The 16,315-nt window shown below is 63.3% G+C and carries 20 protein-coding genes; 10 read left to right on the top strand and 10 right to left on the bottom strand.

What is annotated here, in order from left to right:
- Positions 1 to 2 precede the first annotated feature (2 nt).
- Both V1289_RS31245 and V1289_RS31240 read right to left on the bottom strand, forming a co-directional pair.
- A complete protein-coding gene (locus V1289_RS31245; protein ID WP_334401716.1) occupies positions 3 to 449 on the bottom strand; it encodes a MaoC family dehydratase in 447 nt (148 codons plus the stop codon).
- Between the two features lie 23 nt (positions 450 to 472).
- Complete coding sequence (locus V1289_RS31240) at positions 473 to 949, bottom strand: MaoC family dehydratase (RefSeq protein WP_334407744.1); 477 nt, start codon at positions 947 to 949, stop codon at positions 473 to 475.
- A 117-nt stretch (positions 950 to 1,066) separates the two neighbouring features.
- Between V1289_RS31240 and V1289_RS31235 the strand changes: the two genes are divergently transcribed.
- The 4 genes from V1289_RS31235 to V1289_RS31220 are packed head-to-tail and all read left to right on the top strand — an operon-like array spanning position 1,067 to position 4,103.
- Positions 1,067 to 1,951: an amidohydrolase family protein gene (locus V1289_RS31235; protein WP_334401713.1), complete on the top strand. Its 885-nt coding sequence runs from the start codon at positions 1,067 to 1,069 to the stop codon at positions 1,949 to 1,951.
- Between the two features lie 33 nt (positions 1,952 to 1,984).
- Positions 1,985 to 2,818 carry a dienelactone hydrolase family protein gene (locus V1289_RS31230; RefSeq protein ID WP_334401711.1) on the top strand — a complete coding sequence of 278 codons (834 nt, stop codon included), beginning with the start codon at positions 1,985 to 1,987 and terminating at the stop codon, positions 2,816 to 2,818.
- A 10-nt stretch (positions 2,819 to 2,828) separates the two neighbouring features.
- Positions 2,829 to 3,572, top strand: a complete 744-nt coding sequence (locus tag V1289_RS31225; protein WP_334401710.1) for a haloacid dehalogenase type II — start codon at positions 2,829 to 2,831, stop codon at positions 3,570 to 3,572.
- A 3-nt stretch (positions 3,573 to 3,575) separates the two neighbouring features.
- Complete coding sequence (locus V1289_RS31220; protein WP_334401709.1) at positions 3,576 to 4,103, top strand: YbaK/EbsC family protein; 528 nt, start codon at positions 3,576 to 3,578, stop codon at positions 4,101 to 4,103.
- On the opposite strand, the gene V1289_RS31215 is transcribed toward V1289_RS31220, so the two are convergent.
- The 3 genes from V1289_RS31215 to V1289_RS31205 form a co-directional block, all read right to left on the bottom strand.
- The gene (locus tag V1289_RS31215) at positions 4,058 to 4,405 is read right to left on the bottom strand and encodes a hypothetical protein (RefSeq protein WP_334401708.1); all 348 of its coding nucleotides are present in this window, start codon (positions 4,403 to 4,405) and stop codon (positions 4,058 to 4,060) included. The two genes, V1289_RS31220 and V1289_RS31215, sit on opposite strands and share 46 nt — an antisense overlap.
- Positions 4,406 to 4,537: 132 nt before the next feature.
- Entirely contained in the window at positions 4,538 to 5,527 is a 990-nt protein-coding gene (locus V1289_RS31210; RefSeq protein ID WP_334401706.1) for a Bug family tripartite tricarboxylate transporter substrate binding protein, read from the bottom strand.
- A 127-nt stretch (positions 5,528 to 5,654) separates the two neighbouring features.
- Positions 5,655 to 6,563 carry a LysR family transcriptional regulator gene (locus V1289_RS31205; RefSeq protein WP_309182476.1) on the bottom strand — a complete coding sequence of 303 codons (909 nt, stop codon included), beginning with the start codon at positions 6,561 to 6,563 and terminating at the stop codon, positions 5,655 to 5,657.
- Positions 6,564 to 6,678: 115 nt separating this feature from the next.
- On the opposite strand from V1289_RS31205, the gene V1289_RS31200 reads away from it, so the two are divergent.
- From V1289_RS31200 to V1289_RS31180, 5 genes are all read left to right on the top strand, one after another.
- Positions 6,679 to 7,431 (top strand): SDR family NAD(P)-dependent oxidoreductase, encoded by a 753-nt coding sequence (locus tag V1289_RS31200; protein WP_334401703.1) that lies wholly within the window; start codon positions 6,679 to 6,681, stop codon positions 7,429 to 7,431.
- A 75-nt stretch (positions 7,432 to 7,506) separates the two neighbouring features.
- Positions 7,507 to 8,205, top strand: a complete 699-nt coding sequence (locus V1289_RS31195) for a pirin family protein (protein WP_309182474.1) — start codon at positions 7,507 to 7,509, stop codon at positions 8,203 to 8,205.
- Between the two features lie 84 nt (positions 8,206 to 8,289).
- Positions 8,290 to 8,889 (top strand): NAD(P)H:quinone oxidoreductase, encoded by a 600-nt coding sequence (wrbA, locus tag V1289_RS31190; protein WP_334401700.1) that lies wholly within the window; start codon positions 8,290 to 8,292, stop codon positions 8,887 to 8,889.
- A 71-nt stretch (positions 8,890 to 8,960) separates the two neighbouring features.
- Positions 8,961 to 9,092, top strand: coding sequence for a hypothetical protein (locus tag V1289_RS31185; RefSeq protein ID WP_334401698.1), 132 nt, complete (start codon positions 8,961 to 8,963; stop codon positions 9,090 to 9,092).
- Positions 9,093 to 9,156: 64 nt separating this feature from the next.
- On the top strand, positions 9,157 to 10,104 hold the full coding sequence (locus tag V1289_RS31180) for a DUF5996 family protein (RefSeq protein WP_334401696.1): 948 nt from the start codon (positions 9,157 to 9,159) through the stop codon (positions 10,102 to 10,104).
- On the opposite strand, the gene V1289_RS31175 is transcribed toward V1289_RS31180, so the two are convergent.
- The 3 genes from V1289_RS31175 to V1289_RS31165 form a co-directional block, all read right to left on the bottom strand.
- Positions 10,101 to 10,295 (bottom strand): hypothetical protein, encoded by a 195-nt coding sequence (locus V1289_RS31175; RefSeq protein ID WP_334401693.1) that lies wholly within the window; start codon positions 10,293 to 10,295, stop codon positions 10,101 to 10,103. The genes V1289_RS31180 and V1289_RS31175 overlap by 4 nt on opposite strands.
- A gap of 166 nt (positions 10,296 to 10,461) precedes the next feature.
- A complete protein-coding gene (locus V1289_RS31170) occupies positions 10,462 to 11,649 on the bottom strand; it encodes a GNAT family N-acetyltransferase (protein ID WP_334401691.1) in 1,188 nt (395 codons plus the stop codon).
- A 16-nt stretch (positions 11,650 to 11,665) separates the two neighbouring features.
- A complete protein-coding gene (locus tag V1289_RS31165; protein WP_334401689.1) occupies positions 11,666 to 12,604 on the bottom strand; it encodes a hypothetical protein in 939 nt (312 codons plus the stop codon).
- Positions 12,605 to 12,846: 242 nt separating this feature from the next.
- Here V1289_RS31165 and V1289_RS31160 point away from each other — a divergent pair, with 242 nt between their 5' ends.
- Positions 12,847 to 13,938, top strand: a complete 1,092-nt coding sequence (locus tag V1289_RS31160) for a hypothetical protein (protein ID WP_334401688.1) — start codon at positions 12,847 to 12,849, stop codon at positions 13,936 to 13,938.
- A gap of 3 nt (positions 13,939 to 13,941) precedes the next feature.
- Here V1289_RS31160 and V1289_RS31155 read toward each other — a convergent pair whose 3' ends face one another.
- Both V1289_RS31155 and V1289_RS31150 read right to left on the bottom strand, forming a co-directional pair.
- Complete coding sequence (locus V1289_RS31155; RefSeq protein WP_334401687.1) at positions 13,942 to 15,255, bottom strand: O-antigen ligase family protein; 1,314 nt, start codon at positions 15,253 to 15,255, stop codon at positions 13,942 to 13,944.
- A complete protein-coding gene (locus V1289_RS31150) occupies positions 15,252 to 16,277 on the bottom strand; it encodes a glycosyltransferase family 2 protein (protein WP_442896095.1) in 1,026 nt (341 codons plus the stop codon). Before V1289_RS31150 ends, V1289_RS31155 begins: the two co-directional genes overlap by 4 nt.
- Positions 16,278 to 16,315 lie beyond the last annotated feature (38 nt).

Below are 16,315 nucleotides of genomic sequence, written 5' to 3'. Positions count from 1 at the left end.
GGTCAGGCCGCCGCATCCAGCGGGAATTCGACCATCGCCTCGCCGGTCGCGACCTTCTCGTCGTTCTGGTTCCGCACCAGGACGTCGATCAGCACCCAGCGCGAATTTTTCGTCACCTGCTTCGATTTCACGATGCCCAGGGGCTGGATGGTGTCGCCGGGCCGCACCGGCTTGACCCATCGCGTCTCCAGGCGGCGGTGGATCGCGCCGCGCGGATAGGCCCAGTCGGTCAGCATCCGCGAGATCAGCCCGAAATTATTCATGCCGTGCATGATGATGCCGCCGAAATTGGTCTTGCCGAAACTGCCCTTCATGTAGTCGTCGTCGAGATGCAGCGGGTTGTAGTCGAGCGAGGCGTCGCAGAACAGGCGGATGGATTCGCGTGAGACCGCAAATTTCGGTCCGTCGATGGCGTCGCCGGCATTCAGGTCTTCGAATGTGGTCGTCATGATCCCTCCCCTCTGATTGAAGTTCACTCGGGCCGGATGGTCTGGCCGCGGCCGGAACAGATGACGTCGCCATGCTGGTTGAAGAAGACGTTGTCGTGCACCACAAACAACCGCTCGCGCTTGATGAACTTGTCGAGCGCGCGGGCCTGCAAGGTGATGACATCGCCCGGCCGCGCCGGGATGTTGTAGCTCCAGGACTGCCCGGCATTGACGGTGCCCGGAGAGCGCATCCAGTCATCCGCCGGGGTGCAGGAGAACATCAGGAGGATATGAATCGAGGGCGGCGCGATCAGCCCGCCATAACGCGTGGTCTTGGCGTAAACCTCGTCGAAATAGATCGGATGGGTTTCGCCGACCGATTTGCAGTACAGCTGGATCGCCTCCCGCGTCAGCGTGTAGGGGATAGTCTTGCGCGGCTCGCCGGGGACGATGTCGTCCCAGACCTTGCGCAGATTGGCGTCTCTCCAGAAATCGGTCTCGAAGGCTTCCGCCTGCGCCATCGCATCCTCCTTGATCATTGTTCGGTTTCTGGGTTTTGCTTCTGCCGCCTTGCGGAATTTGTTATATAGTATAATCAATTTGCCAAACCGCAAAATCAAGCCGCCGGGAACCCCGAAATGCCCAAGCTGAAGCTGCCCAATATCGAAGACGTCGTGGCGATCGACATCCACACCCATGCCGAAGAGCCCTGCGGCATGCATGGCGACGACGGCTATGATGATTTCCAGGCGCAGATGGCCGACTACTTCAAGTCGCCGCACAAGCATCCGCCGACGGTGCCGGAAACCGCGGCCTATTACCGCTCCAAGAAGATCGCGGCGGTGATCTTCCCCGTCGATGCCGAGCGCGAGACCGGATTCCGCCGCTACAATAATTACGAGATGCTGGAAGTAGCTTCCGAAAATCTCGACGTCCTGATCCCCTTCGTCAGCATCGACCCGCACAAGGGCAAATTGGGCGTGCGCGAGGCGCGCAAGCTGATCGAGGAGTACGGCGTCCGCGGCTTCAAATTCCATCCGACAATGCAGGGCTTCTATCCGAACGACCGCATGGCCTATCCGCTCTACGAAGCCATAAATGAAGGCGGCGCGATCGCGCTGTTCCACACCGGGCAGACCGGCGTCGGTTCAGGCATGCCCGGCGGCATGGGGATGCGCCTGAAATATTCCAACCCGATGTACATGGACGACGTCGCGGCGGATTTCCCGGATCTGAAGATCATCCTCGCCCACCCGTCCTTCCCCTGGCAGGAAGAGGCGCTGTCGGTCGCGACCCACAAGCCGAACGTCTATATCGACCTCTCCGGCTGGTCGCCGAAATATTTCCCGCCGATCCTTGTGCGTTACATCAACTCGATCCTGCAGGACAAGATGCTGTTCGGCTCGGACTGGCCGGTGATCACCCCGGACCGCTGGCTGGCGGATTTTGCCAAGCTCGACATCCGCGACGAGATCCGGCCGAAGGTATTGAAGGCCAACGCTCGCCGGATTTTGGGTATATAAGCGACGCTGCATCACCGGCCGGGATCGTGACCTGTGACGAACTTCGCAAAAGCCGCTGCCTTGGTCGCCGCATTCCTGACCGGAAATGCGGCCGGCGGCGTTGCGGCTGAATCCTCCCCGATCGTCGTCGAAATCGAGAACCCGCTTGCCAGCCCACATCCGCTCCAGGGTTATTTGAGGCAGGCCGGCACTGCGGGCCCCTCGCCCGCCGTCGTGCTGCTGCATAGTTGCAACGGAAATTGGGCGCGGCTCGACGAACGCTGGGGGAAGCGGATTGCGTCCTGGGGCTATGTGACGCTTACCGTGGACAGTTTCGGTCCGCGCGGCATCAAGAACTGCGACGACAGCCCTCCGCTCGATCTGGCCACGGACGCCTACCGCGCCCTGAACTTTCTGGTGCGCGCGCCATTTGTCGATCCGGATCGCATTGCCGTGCTGGGTTTTGCGCAAGGCGGTCGAGTGGCCCTGATGTCGGTCGAACATGGCGCCATCGAACAGACTTCGCCAAACAAATTCCGGGCTGCCGTCGCTTTTTATCCGCCCTGCGGCTCGTTTAGAGGCGATGTGACCGTTCCCACCCTAATCCTGATCGGTGAGCGCGATGACCTGAACCCCGCGACAGCCTGCCGCGACATGGTCGATGGCCGCGACGATATGGGAATATCACGACGGCCGGCCGAGGGTGTTCCGATCAGGCTTATCGTCTATCCCGGCGCCTATCACGCCTTCGACGCGCCCAACCTCAAGACCACGACAAACCTCGCGGGGCACCACCACGAGTTCAACCAATCGGCGACCGATCAATCGATCGCGGCGCTCCACGAATTTCTCGACGCGACGATCGGTCCGAAAATAGCAGAAAAGTGAGGTTTGCGAGGTGAGCATCAAAGCCGTCGTGTTCGATGCCTATGGCACGCTTTACGACATCCAGTCGGTCGCCGCCGTCACCGAACAAGAGTTTCCCGGCTACGGCGACATCATCACCCAGATCTGGCGCATCAAGCAGCTCGAATATACCTGGCTGCGTTCGCTGATGCGGCGCTATGAGGATTTCGCGGTCGTGACGCGAGAGTCGCTCGCCTACACTTTGCGATGCCTCGGGCTGAAATACGACGCTGACGCGTTCGAACGCATCATGGACAAATATCTGCATCTGGATCTTTATCCCGACGCGCTGGCTTCGCTCACGGCGATGAAGCCCAACAAGCTCGCCATTCTCTCCAACGGCAGCCCCGGCATGCTCAACGCGCTGGTGAAGAACAGCGGGCTTGAGAGCGTGCTCGATGCGACCATCAGCGTTGACGCGAAGAGAATCTTCAAGCCTAGTCCGGACGCTTACACGCTGATCGAATCCACCCTCGATATCCCGCCCTCGGACGTGCTGTTCATATCCTCCAACCCCTGGGATGCCTGCGGCGCCAAGGCCTTTGGCCTGAACGTCGCATGGATCGAGCGGGTGACGCCGGAAGCCATGGCGCTGGCTTGCATCGAGAGCGAGGCCGTCGCCCCGCTCACGATGTTCAAGGCGATCCGCACCCAGATGGACGAGCTCGGGCTCGAGCCCGATTACCGCATCCGCGCGCTGTCCGAATTGCCCGGTCTGATTGCCCTGAGGTCCTGAAACATGAGTCTTGAGTCCGTCCGCGCCTTCTTCGCCGAGAAGGCGCCCGAAATCTCCGTGATCGAATCGGCCGTGAGTTCCGCTACCGTGGTGCTGGCGGCCGAGGCCTATGGCGTCGAGCCGGCCAGGATCGCAAAAACGCTGAGCCTGCGGATCGGCGAACGCGTCGTGCTGATTGTCGCCGCCGGCACGTCGCGGATGGACAACAAGAAGGTGAAGGCGCTGTTCGGGGGCAAGCCAAAGATGCTCGGCCTCGACGAGGTCGCCGAGATCACCGGCCACGAAGTCGGCGGCGTCTGTCCGTTCGGACTGAAGACGCCGTTGCCGGTCTATTGCGATGTGTCGCTGAGGGCGTTCGATGTCGTGGTGCCGGCTGCGGGATCGACCCACAGCGCGGTAAAAATCACGCCGGCGCGGATGGCGGAGCTGACATCAGCCGAATGGGTCGACGTCTGCGAGCACAGACCCGAACGCGAAGCGCCGGCCTACTCGTCATCGTCAGAAGGCGAAGGTTGCACCGGCCGCGGCTGAGCGGCGCGCGCGCGCGGCTGCTGGGGCACGCGCGGCGGCGTCGGCTGCTGCTGCTGCGCGCTGGCGTTCGATTCGAACACCGCGCGGCAATTATTCGATAGTTGCGGCGTATTCTGCCGCAAACAGCTCACGATGCGGCTGACGTCCGGGATCTGATCGCCGCAGAGACGCCAGACATCGGGGGTGCAGGCCATCTGCTGTTCCCAGGTTCCGCGATATTCGTCCGAAAACGCCGGAGTTTGAGCGGCCATTCCACCGCCGATCGATACCAGGAGGCTCAGGACAATCCGCTGCATCCTCATGCCGGGGTTCCCTTCTTCGAATCCAGTTGACGCGCAAGTTCCACGCGGTGGCGGTGGAGTAGTCTCAACCCTGTCAATCGAATGAGGCCGGGCAAGGTTCGCGGCGGACAAAAAAATGTGAAGCCATGTCCCCTACTCCACCTTTCCGATCTTCTTCACCGCGGCGATCAGCCGCGCCGAGTCCTCGGCGACGAATTTTGAAAATTCCGGCGCGTCAAGGTAAGCGACCGGGCTGCCCGCGGTCTCGAAGGTCTTGATCACTTCCGGCGCTTTGACCGCCTGCGCCATCGCTTCGCGCAGCCGCGTCATGATCGGCGCCGGCAAGGCGCTTTGCGCGAACAGCCCGGCCCAGATGTAGAATTCGACATCCCTGTAGCCGAGTTCCCTGAACGTCGGCAGATCGGGAAAACTCGGGATCCGCTCGGCGCCCCAGTTCGCCAGCACGCGCATCTTGCCGTCATCGACCTGCTGCTTCAGCGTACCTGGCGCCGAGGCCAGCGCCTGCACCGTGCCGCTGAGCAACGCGGTCAGCGCGGGACCTGCGCCGCGAAACGGCACATGCAGCAATTTGATGCCGGCGCTGGCCGCGAACATCTCCATCGCGACATGCAGCGTGCCGTACGGACCGGACGAGCCGTATGGAATTTGTCCCGGACGCTTTTTGGCATCGTCGACCAGATCCTGCAGCGTCTTCCACGGCGCCGAGGCCGGCACCGCAAGCAGCGTCGGATCGGCCAGCACGCGCGCGACCGGTGCGAATTGCGAGACTTCGTAGGCGACCGGACGGTCGAACAGCCGGTCGGCTTCGGGCAGCACCGCCAGCGACGACAGCGTCATCAAGAGCGTGTAGCCGTCGGCATCGGCGCGCGCGGCCTGCGCATTGCCGATCGATCCGCCGGCACCGCCGGCGCGGTTGTCGACGATGCAGGGCTTGCCGAGGATGCGCTCCAGCGCCAGCGCCACCGGCCGCGCCGCGAGATCGGCCTGGCCGCCGGCCGGAAACGGCACGATCATGGTGATGTTGCGCGAGGGATAGGGAGTTTGCGCGAAAGCGCCATACGAGAGCGCGGTGTGCGCCAGCGGCAACGCCGCGGCAACTTTCAAGAGTTCGCGGCGGTTCATCGGCAGTTTCTCCCCAGGGATTTTGTTTTGGTTTGTGAAAAGAGAGCCTAGCCGAAACCGCAGCCATTGCGATAGCCGCGCGCCTCTTACCCTCCCCTGGAGGGGCCAAACAAACAGCGCGACGCGCTTACCTCTTCCTCCCCTTCGCAAAATGCTTCGCCAGAAAATCCGCCAGCACCTCGACGCGCGCGGGGCGCGGGCCGCCGGGAGGCGTCACCAGATGCACGGCGCCTTCGGGCTGCTTCCAGCCCTTCAGGATCACCTCGACCTCGCCTGAAGCGATCGCCTCGCCGACGATGAAGTCCGGCAGGTCGGCGATGCCGAGCCCGGCGAGCACCGCCGGCAACAGCGCTTCGCCGTTGTTGACACGCAATTGGCCAGCCGGCCGCACGCTGGCTTGTTCGCCAGCCGCGTTGGTGTAGTGCCAGACGCCGGCCGTCGAGAGATAGGCGTAGCCAAAGCATTTGTGCTGCGCGAGATGCATCGGATGCGTCGGCCGGCCATGGCGTTTCAGGTAAGACGGCGCCGCTACCGTGTAGCGCGGCGTCGCGCAGAGCCGCCGCGCGATCAGGGAAGAATCCGGCAGCCGCGCGATGCGCAGGCCCGCATCAAAGCCTTCGCCGATCAGATCGACCGTCGCGTCGCTCAAATGCAGATCGATCGAGACCTCGGGATAGGCGGCCAAAAATTCCGGCAACAGCGGCGCCACCGCCTTGACCCCGAAGGTCATCGGCACCGCGAGCCGAACCAGCCCGCGCGGCGCCATCGATTGCGACAACGCCTCGTTCTCCGCCGCCTCGCCATCGGCCAGCAAGCGCGTCGCGCGCTCCGACAGTTTTTGCCCGGCATCGGTCAGCGCGAGCCGCCGCGAGGTGCGGTTGAACAGCCGCGCGCCGAGCCGCTCCTCCAGCCGGCTGACCGCTTTCGAGACCGTGGCCTTGGACAGCGCAAGCTCGGCTGCGGCCGCCGCAAACGACCGTAATTCCACGACTTTTGCGAAAATCGCGAGGCCTTCAAAGTCAGGGAGTTTTGCCATCGGGGGCGGCCTTAGGTTCTATTTTGGAAACAATGAGTTTCAATAGTTTCTATTTCTATACCACAGCGGGAGGCATATCGAAGTGTTATCGGAATTCAAGTTACGGAGAAATCCCATGATCAAGAAGCTTTCAGGCAAGGTTGCCCTCGTCACCGGCGGCTCGCGCGGCATCGGCGCGGCGAGCGCCCGGGCGCTGGCCAATGAAGGCGCCAATGTCGCCATCAGCTATGTCGCCTCCCCCGACAAGGCCGAAGCGGTGGTTGCGGAATTGCAGGCCAGCGGCGTCAAGGCCCACGCCTACAAGGCCGACCAGGCTTCGTCCGCTGAAGTCGATCAACTGGTGAAGGACGTCGCAAAGGATTTCGGACGGCTCGATATCCTCGTCAACAATGCCGGCGTTGCCGTCGGCGGACCGATCGACGATGCCAATACCGACACCGCGGCGCTGGCGCGCCAGGACGCGATCAACGTCCACGGCGTGATTACCGCGATCCGCTCGGCCTCGAAGCTGATGGGCGAAGGCGGACGCATCGTGACCATCGGTTCGGGCATCGCAACCCGCGCTTCGTTCCCCGGTCTTGCCGACTACGCCGCCACCAAGGCCGCGGTCGTCGGCTACACCAAGGGCGCATCGCGCGACCTCGGACCGCGCGGCATCACCGTCAACGTGCTGCAGCCGGGCTCGATCAACACCGACATGAACCCGGACGACGATCGCGAGTTCGCCGACGCCCAACGCAAGCAACACGCGCTGCAACGCTTCGGCACCGCGGAGGAGATCGCCGCCGGCGTCGTGTTCCTCACCAGCCCCGAAGCCTCGTTCGTGACCGGCACGGTGCTCAATGTCGATGGCGGCTTCGGCGCCTGATCCAAACGACCGTCAAGGCCGGGCGCGGTGCGCCCGGCACCCCCTGTCATCATCCAAAACGATAAGGAATATCCCATGATCGAACTCAGACCTTTTGCAAAACTCGGCGGTGCCGATCACGGCTGGCTGAAGGCGAAGCATCACTTCTCGTTCGGCAGCCATTACGACCCCAGCAACGTGGGCCACGGCAGCTTGCGCGTCTGGAACGACGACGAGATCGCGCCGAACTCAGGCTTTCCCGCCCATCCCCACGCCAACATGGAAATCATCACCTATGTCCGCGAAGGCGCGATCACGCATCAGGACTCACTTGGCAACAAGGGCCGCACGGAAGCTGGCGACGTCCAGGTGATGAGCGCCGGCAGCGGCATTCGTCATTCCGAATACAATCTGGAGCCGGCAAAGACCAAGATCTTCCAGATCTGGATCGAGCCGACGACGCAAGGCGGCCACCCGACCTGGGGCGCCAAACCGTTCCCGAAGTCGGATCGCTCCGGCAAGCTCGTCACCATCGCCAGCGGTATCGACGGCGACAAGGATGCGCTGCCGATCCGGGCCGATGCGCGGGTGCTCGCCACCACGCTGAAGGCCGGCGAGAGCGCGGAATATGCGCCGGGGAAAACCCGCAACCTCTATCTGGTCCCGGCGGCTGGCAGCGTCGAGGTCAACGGCGTCCGCGTCAACGCCCGCGATGGTGCTGCGATCCGCGGTGAAGCCAAGCTCAGGATCACCGCGCTGGAGGATTCCGAACTGGTGCTGGTCGACGCGGCGTAGGCACCCCCACCCCTCATGCGCGGGCAATAGCCCGCGCGTGTCATCTCGCAAGAACAACCACTACAAACTTAACGGAGAACCATCATGGCCAAAGTACTCGTCCTCTATTATTCCGCCTACGGTCACATCGAGACGATGGCGAACGCCGTCGCCGAAGGCGCCCGCAAAGCCGGCGCCACCGTCGACGTCAAGCGCGTGCCCGAACTGGTGCCGCCGGATGTCGCGAAAGCGTCGTATTACAAGGTCGATCAGGCGGCGCCGGTCGCCAAGGTCGAGGATCTCGCCAATTACGACGCCATCATCGTCGGCACCGGCACGCGGTTCGGCCGGATGAGTTCGCAGATGGCCAATTTCCTCGATCAAGCCGGCGGCCTCTGGATGAAGGGCGCCCTGCACGGCAAGGTCGGCGGCGCCTTCACCGCGACCGCGACCCAGCACGGCGGCCAGGAGACCACGCTGTTCTCGATCATCACCAACCTGTTGCACTTCGGCATGACGATTGTCGGCCTGAACTACGGGTTTGCCGGCCAGATGAAGCTCGACGAAGTCACCGGCGGCGCGCCCTATGGCGCGACCACGATCACCGGCGGCGACGGCAGCCGCCAGCCGAGCGAAAACGAGCTCGCCGGCGCGCGCTATCAAGGACGGGTGATCGCGGAGACCGCGAATAAACTGCATGGCTGATGCGATAGAGGCGGCATTCTCATTTGGGAATGCCGCCCCCACCTATCCCAAGGGGACGATGGGTTATCGCTATGGTCGAAATTCTTTTCATGGCTCAGCTGGTGCGCAATCCGCTGCAGGCGATTGCACGGCGCTGGTGGTGCCGCAGCCTGTTCCGCGCCACGCGCGGCGCGCGCCGCTGCCCGGAATGCACCAAATCGTGAAGCTCGCGTGAGGAATTCGTGATAGGCGATATGCCTTCACGTTCACCGCGCACAGGGTTCAGGCATGAGCAACATATTGCAAGCCCCGTGGCCGGAATTGCCGACCGCGGCGTGGCGTGACACCTATGCGACGGTTCAGCTGTGGACCCAGATCGTCGGCAAGATCCGGCTGACGCGGTCACCCTGGCTCAATCATTCCTGGCATGTCGCCCTCTACGTCACCCCGCGCGGGCTGACGACGTCACCGATTCCGGACGGCGCGCGGGCGTTCCAGATCGACTTCGATTTCATCGATCACGCCTTGCGCATCTCGGCCAGCGACGGCGCGGAGCGGCAGTTCGCGCTGGCCGGGCGGTCAGTGGCGAGCTTTTACGCTGCGGTGATGGCGGCCCTCAGGGAGCTCGGCATCGCCGTCACCATCGACGAAATGCCGAATGAATTGCCGGATCCGGTCCGGTTCTCGCAAGACAGCGCCCATGCGTCCTACGACCCGGATGCGGTGCGGCGCTTTCTGCAAATCCTCGTGAATTGCGACCGCGTCTTCAAGCAGTTCCGCACCGGCTTCCTCGGCAAAGCAAGCCCGGTGCATTTCTTCTGGGGCAGTTTCGATCTGGCGGTAACGCGCTTTTCCGGACGGCGCGCGCCGCGCCATCCCGGCGGCGTGCCCAATCTGCCCGACGCGGTGGCACACGAAGCCTATTCGCACGAGGTCAGCAGCGCCGGCTTCTGGCCGGGCGGCGGCGCGAACGACTATCCCGCTTTCTATTCCTATGCCTATCCCGAACCCGCAGGCTTTCGCACAACGAAGGTGAAGCCGGACGCGGCCTTCTTCAGCGAAGCGCTGGGCGAGTTCATCCTGCCCTATGATGCCGTGCGTACCGCCGTCGATCCCGACAAGGCGCTGCTCGATTTCCTGCAAGGCACTTATGAAGCGGCGGCGATCTCGGCGAAATGGGATCGCGATGCGCTGGAATGCGCGCCGGGCCAGCCCGGCGTAGTGCGGCAGGTTTAGTGCTGCAGCTCCGGCTTGGTCACCGTCTGCCTGATTTCCGTGCCGCAGTCGGAGCATTCATAGGTGAAGTCGATCTTCGCCATGCTCCAATGCGGTTCGACGTCCTTGACGTACATCGGAAGACCGACGCAGATCGGACAAATAATGAAGGCTGGCTCGGCGTCTTCGTGATGGTGAATATAGGCTGGCATGTCGGTTCTCCCCACGGAAGCACTCACCTATCGCCCTTGACCCGAACAGCAGCTTACGCCTCCGCAGTTGCCACAATCATGAACTCTTGCGAACACAGGAAGAACGACCGCACAATCCTGCTGAGTGTGGCAGATCTGCACGACCGTGACTCTTTTGCAACGGACGTCAGTTCTCTTCGCGCGACGCCGGTTTGCCAAGCGCGCGTTTCAAAAAGGCGGTGAGCCGCGGATATCTGCGCAGTTCGCGCGCGGTGCGATAGCGCAACGCATGAGGCAATCCGCGCCAGCTCAAGGCCGCGCTGACATCGACCAGCGGCAACCGCGTGACGCCGAAGCGGCGCTTGTACGCATAATTGCCGGTCGAGAAGTCGAATTCCCGAACGCCGTCCTTGTGCAGCGCTGCCATCGTCCGCTCGATGATCAGCCGGCCCGGCGAACAGTTCGACCATTTGTCGCCGGCATTGCTGATGCGGACCATGACGTAACGCGAACCGCTGCGGATGCCGAGCAGCGTCGCCACTACTTCGTCGCCGACCGTGAGCGCCGATACCAGGGCGTAACCGCTGCCGACGCCATCGCGGACCAGATTGCGGTAGAACGCGGCACAGGTTTCGTCGTTGAGGATGAAGTTGAGGCCGAGGCTTTGCATCCGCGTGCCCTGCTGGACTTCGGTGGTCGAGAGAATTCGCCGTGCCTCATGATGATCGGTGACGAAGCTGAAGCCTGCGGCCGGGTCGCGCGTGAACACGCGCCAGCTCCGCTCGAGTTCCTTGCGCACGGTCTTTTCCAGCGTGTAGCGCCAGCCGTCGTAATCCTCGCCGGTGGTGACGACGTTGCCGTTGGCCGCACACGGGCCGGCATCGTCGAGCAGCGCCAGCGGATTGGGCCGGCCGCCGAGATCGACCGGGACCTTGCGGAGACGGATCAGATCGGCGCCACCGGGCATTTTGCGCAAGGCCGCCCGTAAATCCCGCCACAGCGCGCGCGCTGCGCGGGCGTCGCGCGGTGCCGCATTGCCCAGGATCGGGGCGTTGTAATCGGTGAGATCGAGATCGGCGAATTCGATGATCCGCATGCCCTTTTGCCGACGGCGGATCAGCGGCAGCAACGCCGCCTGCTCGCCGCTCGCGGCATCGGTGACGACGGCAATCAACGGCTCGACACCATCGGCACCGGCAAAGGCGCCATACCAGGCCTCGCACCATTGCGGATGCTGGAACGGCGTCGACGGGTTGATGTCGTTCCAGCGCGCCGTGGCTTGTTTCCAGTCACGGACCAGTTCGACGCGGAAGCTACCCGCGCGGGTCTTCGGCCGCGCGTCCAGCTCTACCAAATGTTCCGCCAGCACCGTCATCGTCGGGACAATCCGCTCACGCCGCCTTCGGCAGGTCGACGATCTTGCCGGGCTGGGCGGCATCGAGGCGGAAGTCGATCGGGCGGCGCACGCTGCGCTCGCGCTTGACCCATTTGCCGTCGCGCAACAGCTTCTGCATCACCGCCTTGGCGAAGAACGACGGACCACGCAGATTGCGCGTCTTCGGCGTGTAGCCGAAGCGATGGCGCAGCATGCCGTTGGCGAGGTTGACGATCTCGTTACGCCGGATTTCCTCGTTGGTGTAGGAGATGGTCATCGAGACGCTGAAGGTGTCGAGGTTCTCGACCCGATGCGGCGCGTTCATCTGCCAGCCCAGCATCTGGCCGGGGCCGATGTCGAGCACCTTGGCGTGGTCGTCGTACCATTCCTTGTAGGGCAGATCGACTTCGACATTGAACAGCGCGATGTCTTCGAGATGTTGCGGCGTGATGAACGGCGCGGTGTTGGGATAGACATAGACGCGCTTGCGGCCGGCGATCTGCACCAGGCTCTGTCCCGGCAGGTCGGCGTGATAATACACTTGCGCGTCGGGTGACGAGATCAGGATGCTTTCCTGATGGCCTTTCGGCATCTGGAAGCCAGGCACCTTGGCGACAATTTCCTCGAACATCCTGTCGACCAGCTTGCGGTAGCGGCTGTCGACCGCGCCGACATCGCGCATGTTGAGCCAGAGCCCGCCGCGGGAAATCGCCTCGATCACTTCGCGCCCCGAGAGATTGCCGATATCGCCCTCGCGCCACAACTTGCTGGAGCCGCGGGCGCCGGTCTGCACCAGGCTATAATGTTCGCGCGGATAACCTTCGATCAGCTTGGCGAGATCGTCCATCGAGAACGCCGGCGACTTGTGCATTTCGTGCTCGAGCCGGATCGGCTGATGGCTCCACAATTCGGAATGCGTCTGGTCCCATTTGTTGAAGATCTTGCTGGTCGTCATTGTCGCGCTCCTGTTGACTTCCTGTTCCATTGCCGCGGTGACCGCGATTCCGGTTGTCCCGAAATCCTGGGGTCGCCGCCAAACCTTTGGCCGCCCGATGTCCCGTAATGAGACGGCCGGGCAATCCCTGCGATCAGATTGGCAAGAACGGTGCCGCCGAGGGCTTGCGGCCGCTTACCGGAAGCTAATGTCTGCGCTGTATGGCTAACGCGGATGTTTTTGGGAAACTTCGCAGCGCTACGATGACGTCAGACCCCCGATACCGGGCGCTGTTTCTTGGCGCGGGACCGCAGATGCAGTGCGGCGTCGGGCATTTTACGCGGTTGCTGCAAGAGAGGATCGAAAAGCTCGATCCCGGCAGCAGCACGACGTTAACCCTGACGCGTACCGAAGGCACCTTCGGTGAGAGCTGGCGCGCCGTCGGCTCGGCACAGAGCGTGGTCTGCAACTTTCCCATCGTGGCCTGGAAGCGCGTGATCCTGGCCCCGCTGCTGACGCTCGCGATGGCGAAGCTGCGACGGCGCAAAATTGTCCTGATTCAGCACGAATGGGGCGGGCTGCACTGGTTGCGACGGCTCACCTACATTCCGGCGCTGTTGCTGGCCGACAGCATCATCATGTTCTCGCCGCTGGTGCGGCGTGAGCTCGCCGACGATCTCCTAGTGGGCTGGACCGCCGGCAAAAGCGTGCTGGCGCCGCTGCCGCCGAACATCGAAGCGCCTGCAGAAAAAGCGGATTCGGATTTGCGCCGGCGCCTCGCCGCCGCCCGGAAAGCGGGGCGGCTGGTGATCGGTCATTTCGGATCGATTTATCCGGCCAAGCAACCCAATGCGCTGCTCCATATCGGCGCGATATTGAAGGAGCGCGGGCTCGAGCCGCTGATCGTCTATATCGGCTCGTTCATCCGCGGCGTCGACAATGTCGAGGAGGGCTTTCGCGCTCGCGCCGCCGAGCTCGGCATCACCGACGACGTGATCGTGAGCGGCTTCGTCGCCTCCGACCAGGAGGTGTTCGGCCTGTTCAATGAGGTCGACGCCTTCTGCTATCCGCTCGATGAAGGCCTCACGGCCCGGCGTTCCAGCATCCTCACCTGCGTGCAATCCGGCCGGCCGCTGATCGTGACGGGTCCTGACTTGCCCGATGAATTCGATCACCACCAGCGTTTCAAGGAATTGATCGACCGCGGCGCCATCGTGCTGGTCGCGCGCGGGTCGGATGATGACGTCCACGCCGACCGGATCGTCACCGCACTTAAATCGACCTCGGTGCCGGCGTCATTCGATTTCGACGGATGGTGGCAGGACGCGGCGGAGGCGGTACGCGCGCAGCTCTGAACGTCACGCCCGCGCGCGAAACCGCGCCAGATAATGCAAGCCGAACATCGCCACCAGGAACGTGAACCACAGGGGATCGGCGCGGTCGAGGAAGAAGCTCTCCATCGACGACAGATAAAGCCCGAACAGCCAGATCCGCAAAAATACCATCGCCAGCGGACCGTTGTTGCCGCCCTCGTCCGTGCCCTGGAAATCGCGCAGCGGCTTGACGACGATCGCCGCCATCAAAAGCGCGAGGCCCGGCAAACCCATGCCGAGCGTGCTGTCGAGATAGCCGTTATGGCTGTGGGAGGCGTAGGCCGCCCATTCCTTGCCTTCCGGCAGGTTCTGGATGGCACTGCTGCCCCAGAAGGACGCGAAGCCGTAGCCGGTCGCCAGCCGTCCCTGCAGCGATTGCACGGCGAAGGTCCAGATGTCGAGGCGGCCGGTGAAACTCGAATCCAGCGGCAACAATTTGGCAATTTCGGCGAGGCTTTCGCTCATCACCGTTCCGACGCTGAGCAGGTTCAACAGCAGCAGCGGCGTCAACAGCATCACGGCACGCAGCCAGAACGAACGAACCACCGACGTCAGCGACGTCAACAACAGCACCGCAAAGCACAGGCTGAGCGAACTCTTGCCGGCGGAATAGAACAGAAACAGCGACGACAGCCCGACCACCGCTACCCCGGCAATCCATCCACCGGCCCGGATAAGGTAGATGCCAAGGAAAAGCAGCATCGCCATCATGGCGGCCGCCATGTTCTTGTGGCCGAACGACCCGCGCCAGTTTCCCGCGAGCTGCGGCTCCTGCAGATCGGTCGCCTGATGGATCGAAAGATGCGGCGCCAGCAATATTCCGAGATAGCAGATCGCCAGCAAGGCCAGCGTGGCGGTGCTGAACCAGCGCATCATTTCAGTTTGCGATTTCGCCAGCAGCGGCAGCGCCGCCGCGACCGCGACGACGCAGGCCGACAAAGTGAAGCGCCGGATCGACGTGCTCGGGTCGAACGACAGCACGACCGTCAGGCACAACCAGCCGGTAAACAGCACGAATGCCGGCGACAACAGCGTCTTGAGCCCCTGGATGTTGTCGCGCATGGCGAGTGCGACGGCCAGCACCGCGAGGCCGCCGAATGCCGCATAGGTCATCACCTCGTTGCCGGTCGTGACGTCGCCGATCTGCATGGTGGAGAGGTCTTCGAACGGCCGCAGCGTCACCCACGCCAGCAGCAAAGCGCCGACGAACACGGCGCCGCGGACGATGTCCATCACCTGCTGGCGCCAGATCTCGCCGACGACGGCGTGGACTTGCGAGGTGGTGACGAACTGGCTCACGAGACGATCTTCGAGGCTTTGTAAGGTTGCGGCTCGATGCCGATCGCGGCCAGCGCGCTGCCGACGGCCACCGTCATCGGGTGCATGGCGATGCTCGGCTTGCGTTCGGTCAGAAACGCCCGCACGGCGTAGGTCAGCGACAGCGGCAGCGCCGCGAACAATTTGAGACCAAGCTTGATCCGCGACCAGACCGTCGGCGTCGCCTTGCGCTGGACGTGATAGTTGATCGCACCGATCCGCAGGCCGCGCGTGATCAGCCAGCTCAGGCTGGTCCGGCTCTGCGGCACGGTCTCATTGATGGTGGCTTCTGACACCCAGTGGAATTTCATGCCAAGGCGCCGGCAACGGTAGAAAAAATCGGTGTCGCCGCCGCCTAGGAAATTGAAGCGCAGATCGAAGGCGGGAGCGCCCACGCGCGCAAACACCGGCCGCCTGATCAGGCAGTTGCCGCAGCCATAGATGACCGGCACCGGGCCCGAGCTGTCGTAGGCCGGCGCAAAGGCCGGATGACGGCGCAGCCCGCGCTTGAGCGCGTCATCGAAATTCGGCAATACCGGCCCGCCCACCACGTCGGCGCCCGTCGTCTCCGCTGCTGACACCATCAGCTCGAGCCAGTCCGGTGAGGCGATTTCATCATCGTCGATCATCAGAAAACTGGTCGCCGCGGGGAACGTCGCCAGCGCGGTCTCGAACGCGGCGTTGATCGCATGACAATTGCCCTGGCGCTGCTCAACGACGCAGAGCCCCGGAAATTTTCCCGACGCCAGGAATTCCACCGCAACCGGAACGCTCTCGGTCCGCAGCGCGTCGTTCTCGACGATGACGACGGCAAAGCGGCGGCCGGTGCGTTGCCCGGCAAGCGACTCCAGCGTCTGCCGCAGGTGCTGCGGCCGGCGGAAACTTGGAATGCAGACCACGATCTCGATCGAAGGATCGAGCGCCGGCGAGATCGCCACCCAGGCGCGCGACGCATCCGGCATGGTCTCAACGTCTTCGGGCAATCCGGTCGAAATCTGGCTCATGGCGAATTCTCGGCGGTTCTCTGTCGTCGTCCCGAAAC

This window comes from Bradyrhizobium sp. AZCC 2289, assembly GCF_036924615.1.
Taxonomy (GTDB): Bacteria; Pseudomonadota; Alphaproteobacteria; order Rhizobiales; family Xanthobacteraceae; genus Bradyrhizobium.
Note: the sequence above shows the minus strand (reverse complement) of the source record. Positions and strands in the feature narration are given on the sequence as shown.